This window comes from Pseudomonas sp. PS01299 (genome assembly GCF_029960145.1).
Lineage (GTDB): Bacteria > Pseudomonadota > Gammaproteobacteria > Pseudomonadales > Pseudomonadaceae > Aquipseudomonas > Aquipseudomonas putida_A.
This window is the reverse complement of sequence record NZ_JASCPO010000300.1, coordinates 1-6,024: the sequence shown is the minus strand read 5'-3', so window position 1 is coordinate 6,024 and position 6,024 is coordinate 1. Positions and strand designations below refer to the sequence as shown.

The 6,024-nt window shown below is 54.2% G+C and carries 4 protein-coding genes; 2 read left to right on the top strand and 2 right to left on the bottom strand.

Annotated elements, in window-relative coordinates:
* On the top strand, window positions 1–712 hold a 712-nt coding region (locus QMX91_RS28285), incomplete at its 5' end, for an IS3 family transposase (protein WP_282413719.1).
* Between the two features lie 170 nt (window positions 713–882).
* On the opposite strand, the gene istB is transcribed toward QMX91_RS28285, so the two are convergent.
* The gene (gene istB, locus QMX91_RS28280) at window positions 883–1,686 is read right to left on the bottom strand and encodes an IS21-like element ISPsy20 family helper ATPase IstB (protein WP_282413718.1); all 804 of its coding nucleotides are present in this window, start codon (window positions 1,684–1,686) and stop codon (window positions 883–885) included.
* Window positions 1,679–3,178, bottom strand: a complete 1,500-nt coding sequence (gene istA / locus QMX91_RS28275; RefSeq protein ID WP_282413720.1) for an IS21 family transposase — start codon at window positions 3,176–3,178, stop codon at window positions 1,679–1,681. Before istA ends, istB begins: the two co-directional genes overlap by 8 nt.
* Window positions 3,179–3,359: 181 nt before the next feature.
* On the opposite strand from istA, the gene QMX91_RS28270 reads away from it, so the two are divergent.
* Window positions 3,360–4,430, top strand: coding sequence for a zinc-dependent alcohol dehydrogenase family protein (locus tag QMX91_RS28270; RefSeq protein WP_274103177.1), 1,071 nt, complete (start codon window positions 3,360–3,362; stop codon window positions 4,428–4,430).
* Window positions 4,431–6,024: the final 1,594 nt, after the last annotated feature.

Genomic DNA, 6,024 nt, shown 5'->3' with positions numbered 1-6,024 from the left:
ATTCGAGCGCAATCATCGTTGCTATGGCTACCGTCGGATGCGAGCTTCGTTGAGCAGGCAGCGTGTGCGCCTTTCAGAGAAGGTGGTGCAGCGCTTGATGAAGCAGGAGTGCCTAGTCGTCGCCAAGCCGAAACGGCGTCGATACGGTTCCTACCTCGGGGAGATCAGTCCGGCGCCGGAAAACCTCCTCAACCGCGACTTCACGGCCCTAGCTCCGAATGAGAAATGGCTGACCGACATCTCGGAGTTCCAGATCCCGGCAGGCAAGGTGTACCTGTCCCCCATGATCGACTGCTTCGATGGGAAGGTAATCAGTTGGTCGATCGGCACGCGTCCCGACGCCGAGCTTGTGAACACGATGCTGGATGCAGCTATCGAAACGGTGGCCAGTAACGATAAACGGCCTGTTGTTCACTCCGATCGTGGCGCTCACTACCGCTGGCCCGGCTGGTTATCGCGCATCGCTGATGCGAAGCTGATTCGTTCGATGTCGCGCAAAGGCTGCTCACCAGACAACGCGGCTTGTGAAGGTTTCTTCGGCCGACTGAAAACGGAACTGTTCTATCCTCGCAACTGGCAGTCAACGAGCATCGAGCAGTTCATTCAGGCCTTGGATTCATACATTCGCTGGTACAACGAAAAACGTATAAAGATTTCCCTCGGCGCGCTCAGTCCCATTGAGTATCGTGAAAGCCTGGGCTTAGCGGCATAACCAGTCCAAGTTTTTGTCCGCATCCCCACCCTGCCGAATGAAAATTGACCCAGGACGGATTGCTGATTTCTGTCCCAGCAATTGTGGATAAGCTTAGCAGCAGTGTTCCGATTCAAGACGCATCAAGCCCCACCGCATTTATGCATGCAGCAGGGCATTTATGGTGCGGATCAAAATGGCTCATCTTCCCCGATATCATCTCCGTCCTTGCGCTTTCGTTCCCGTGATTTGATCTTTGTCTGGGCGGCCAAGGTGCTGTGTTGAAGGCGGTAAGACTCGTTGCCTGTTTCAACGATATGGCAATGGTGTGTCAGCCGATCCAGCAGAGCCGTAGTCATTTTGGCGTCGCCAAACACACTCGACCATTCCGAGAAGCTCAGGTTGGTGGTGATAACCACGCTGGTGTGTTCGTACAGTTTGGACAGCAGGTGAAATAACAGGGCACCGCCGCTTTGACTGAAGGGCAAATACCCCAGCTCATCCAGTATCACCAGGTCTGTTCGTAGCAGTCCCTGGGCGATTCGGCCTGCCTTACCATCGTACTTTTCACGCTCCAGCAGATTGACCAGATCCACCGTGGAGAAAAAGCGCACGCGTTTGTTGTGGGCCGTGATTCCGGATACAGCCAAGGCACTGGCCAGGTGTGTTTTCCCGGTTCCAGGGCCTCCGATGAACACGACATTTTGCGCGGTTTCAGTGAACGCTAAGCTGGATAGATCGCTGACCAGCCGGGCATCAGCGCTGGAAGCTCTGAAGTCAAAGCCAGCTAAGTCACGGTGCATGGGGAGTTTTGCCATGTTCATCTGATGATTCACCGAGCGCACCGCGCGATCCGCATGTTCCTGCTGAAGCAGATGTTCCAGCAGCCATTTCGATGAAGCCGTCGACGCTGTTCCTTGAGATACCAGTTCTTCCCAAGCACTGGCCATGCCGTGCAGGCGCAGTTCTTTGAGTTCAGTCATCAGGTCACGCATTGCGATTCTCCTCATCGGTCGTACGGAGCCGGTCGTAGCGCGCCGTATTGGCAACAGGCGCGACCTTGAGTTGCAGGCTGGTTTCTACACAGGGAGGTGGTGCGGTGGAGGTCAGGCGGGCAAGGACATTGAGGATGTGATCGGCGCTCAGACTTCCCGATTCAAGTACCAGTTCCACCGCCACCAGCACAGGTTCGAGACCCGCAATTGGCACAGCAGCCAGTACCTGCATCATGATTCGATCACCGTTGGTGTGACGCCTCAGTCCCCGTTTGAGAAGCCGTAACGGTTTTGGCAGATCAGCAAATGGCGCGCCATTGCGCAGTGCACCAGGCTTGCGTTCGATGAGTGGGATGTAGTGCTGCCAGTCAAAACTGACCTGATCTCGATCAAAGAGGCGCTCATGGCTGGCGATCACCGTTTCGTCGGCAATGACCACGATCCGCGAAGGGTACAAACGGCTGCTGACCCACTGACCAACACGCTCGCAAGGTACCGAATAACGATTGCGCGCCACGCTGATCAGGCAGGTGCTAGAGACACGGACGGTGCGTTCGACGTAGCCATCAAAGGCCGTCGGCATCGGCATCATTTCAGCCTGCTCCAGCTCCAGGACTTCTGCCACCGTCAAACCGTTGTACTGCGGATGTACAAGTTCGGCCCAGAGCGTACGACAGCGTTGGCCGAGCCAGACGTTCAGCTCCTCGAAGGTATGGAACATGCAGCTTTGAGCATCGAGCCAGATTCGTCTCCGGCTGTCCTGCACGTTCTTTTCGACGATGCCTTTCTCCCAGCCAGAGGCCACGTTGCAGAAGTCCGGATCGAACAGATAGTGCGCGCACATCACGGAAAACCGGGCGTTGACCGTGCGGCCTTTGCCTTTATTGACCTTGTCCACAGCCGTTTTCATGTTGTCGTAGATGCCGCGACGTGGCACGCCACCCAACGCTCCAAACGAACGGGTATGGGCATCAAACAGCATCTCGTGGCCTTGGCTGGGGTACGCAACCAACCAGAATGCGCGACTGGCGCACAGCTTCATGTGGGAGACCTGGATACGTCGAAACAGGCCACCGATCAGCAGACTCTCTTCGCTCCAGTCAAATTGAAACGCCTCGCCGAGCGCAAAAGTCAGCGGTACAAAAGCGCGTAAAGACTTGCCTTGCTCACCTCGCCAAGAGCGTACAAACGCCGTGAGCTGGCTGTAGCCGCCGTCGTAACCCTCGGCCTTGATCTGCTCGAAAAGCGCTTTGGCGCTCCTGCGGTTGTGTTTTGGCCGGAACGAATCGGCCTTGAGCGCCTGTTCCAGCGTCTCGTGGAAAGGGCTGAGTTTGTTGAAGGTTGCGCACCGTTGGTACGCCGGCTGAGTGGCTTCGGGCGCTCTGACCCATTTTCGGATGGTGTTTCTAGAAAGCCCGGTACGCTTGGCTATCTGATGCAGCGAGAGCTTGTCGCGGAAGTACATCCGCCGGATTTTCCCCAACATTTCCATGCTGATCACCCTGTGTTCTCCTGCTCAAAAAGTGAGCAGAAGCAGTTGAACACCTGGGTCAGTTTTGAGTCGGCAGAACAGCCTCTACTGGGTCAGTTTTCGGTCAGCGGCAACATAGTTTGACAATCGTTTTGATTTGACCCTATAAAACATGCTCACATTCTTTATTTGGGTTTTTTCCATGAAAGCGATGGTTTATTACGGTGAAGGCGACATTCGTTTGGAAGAGCGCGAAAAGCCAAAATTGCTTGCACCCACTGATGCGATAATCCGCATGACGAAAACCACCATTTGCGGTACGGATCTTGGCATTTGGAAAGGTAAAAATCCCGAGATTGAGCAAGCGGCAAAAAATAAAACAGGAAGCTTTAATGGTCGCATTTTGGGTCACGAAGGCATCGGTGTCGTTGAAGAAATAGGCGATGCCGTAGGTAAATTCAAAAAAGGCGACAAGGTCATTATCTCCTGCGTGAGCCGGTGCGGCATTTGTGAGAACTGCCAAAAGCAACTATACGCCCACTGTCGCAATGGCGGCGGGTGGATCATGGGCTACATGATCGACGGCACTCAGGCAGAATTTGTGCGCACTCCCTTTGCAGACAATTCGCTGTACCTCCTGCCAGAAGCCCTCAACGAAGATGTTGCCGTTTTACTTTCTGACGCCCTGCCAACCGCACATGAAATCGGTGTGCAATACGGCAATGTTCAGCCGGGCGATACCATCGCCGTCATTGGCGCTGGCCCCGTTGGCATGGGTTGTGTACTCACCGCTCAGTTGTATTCCCCTTCTAGCATCATTGTCATCGACATGGATGACAACCGTTTGGCCATGGCTCGCGAACTTGGGGCAACTCACACCATCAACTCCGCCCAGGAAGATGCTATCGCCCGCGTGCTAGAGATTACCGAAGGTCGCGGAGTGGATTGCGCGATTGAAGCTGTTGGCCTAGAAGCCACTTGGAATATTTGCCAACACGTCGTCAAAGAAGGTGGGCACATTGCGAATGTGGGTGTGCATGGCAAGCCCGTGCAATTCGCGTTGGAGAAGCTCTGGATCAAGAATCTCACCATCACCACCGGCCTCGTAAATGCCAACACCACCAGCATGCTCCTCAAAACTTGCTGCTCCGGCAAACTACCGATGGAAAAGCTCGCCACTCATAGCTTTGGATTTTCCGAGCTGCCCAAGGCCTATGATGTGTTTAAACATGCCGCAGATGAAAAGGCCATGAAAGTCATGATTGACTTCTAAGAGCTCATCCGCAGCAAATAGGTTAACGGTAGATCCAAGCCGCATTGTGTGCGGTGTTGGATCTAACCGTGGCGAAACTTATCGAGCCGCCGATTCCTGCGCGTGGCAAGAAGATTTACGCGCGCCGGCCGGGTACCGTTTGCCCACTTGAACCGATGCGACTCGTGTCCGAGGCCCACTTCTACGTGCTGCGCACCGGCCACTACGATTCATCATCAACTGAGCCCGCGTGGTCGAAGAACGGGGCCCCCACATAACTTTTCATGCTCCTTGGGCTAACCAGTCAGAGATCGCTGGGATGCCAAGGAGGCGCCTCGTGGCTATTTGAATTGCCGATCCCAGGAGTTTACGGATGCCATTTACACTGAAGTAATCACGCTTATTGTCTTCACTAAGCACTCTGACATGCCATTACTCTGTGGGCTACGCCCTTATCTGGTCAACGACTGCAAGCGGATCTGTTGAGCAACAGGCGCGTCTATTCGACGGTGTAAGCCGAACCGATACCGCTGAGCTACTGCACGACTAATTACCTAAACGCTTCTCCACGCTTTACAACATAAAATTTTGGATATCGCCGCCGCATCCGGTTGGGTTGCCGAGCCAACCGGTGGCTTCGCGGTCACAGTAATCCTGGACGAAGTTCACGCTCAGTTTGGCGCAGTCCTCGAAGCGAAACTCAAAACCGTCCGAGCACCAGCGGTATCGCTGATTTTCACCGCAATACGGCCTTCGTGCCGACACCCCGCGTAGGGTTGTTTGATCCTGCGTCAAGCAGCAGATTGTGATCACGCATCACCTGGTAAACCCGAATCACATTGATCGGGCGCGTAGCAAATTGGTTTCACGGTCGCGACGCAAAAATTCCCAGACTCGACGGCAGCCATAGCTGGGCAGTTCGCAGAGCTGTTGCTAGATTTTGGTCATCAATTCAGCTTCTTTCACAGGGCTACTTTGCCGCGTCTTGGATGATACCGATTACCTGAGTCGAACCGCTAATTGCTGGCGCGCCACACCGACACATTGGCTGACCAGCTTCACTGGTCGTCCCACAGCAACGAGGGTGATTACGCAATCCATTTTCGTGGCCGGGCAATCTTCATGGCCTCTTTGAGAATTTCATTTTCCATCGTTTTATTGCCCAGCACCCGTTGCAGTTCACGGATCGGCTTGAGCGCATAATTCAGCTCTTAGGCTTGCACCAAGGCTTCGTCAGCGCTGATCGCGGAGAGGTTTCCGTCCTGACACGGCTTGCGTCACAGGAAAAACTTGTTGGCATTGATGTCATCTCTCCTGGTCGAGCAGCTCGCCACCCTTATCATTACTGTGAGTCATAACATACCCGTTTGCCTATCAGGGGAGAGGAGTCCAGTCTTTAATGGGGCTCGTTCATGAAGCGCTGCCACCCACTAGATTATTTATAGGGCATGGCGCACGATGGACTTTTGCGAAGATGAAAACCCTACCTGTAGCGGCTTGCAATCGAAAACAGCCGTGCTCGCAATCAACGCAATTTTCGGCTCAAATTAACTGCGACTGACGGAGCCGTCTGGCTCAGATTAATTGCGAGCGAGCTTGCATTCAGCCGCATCGG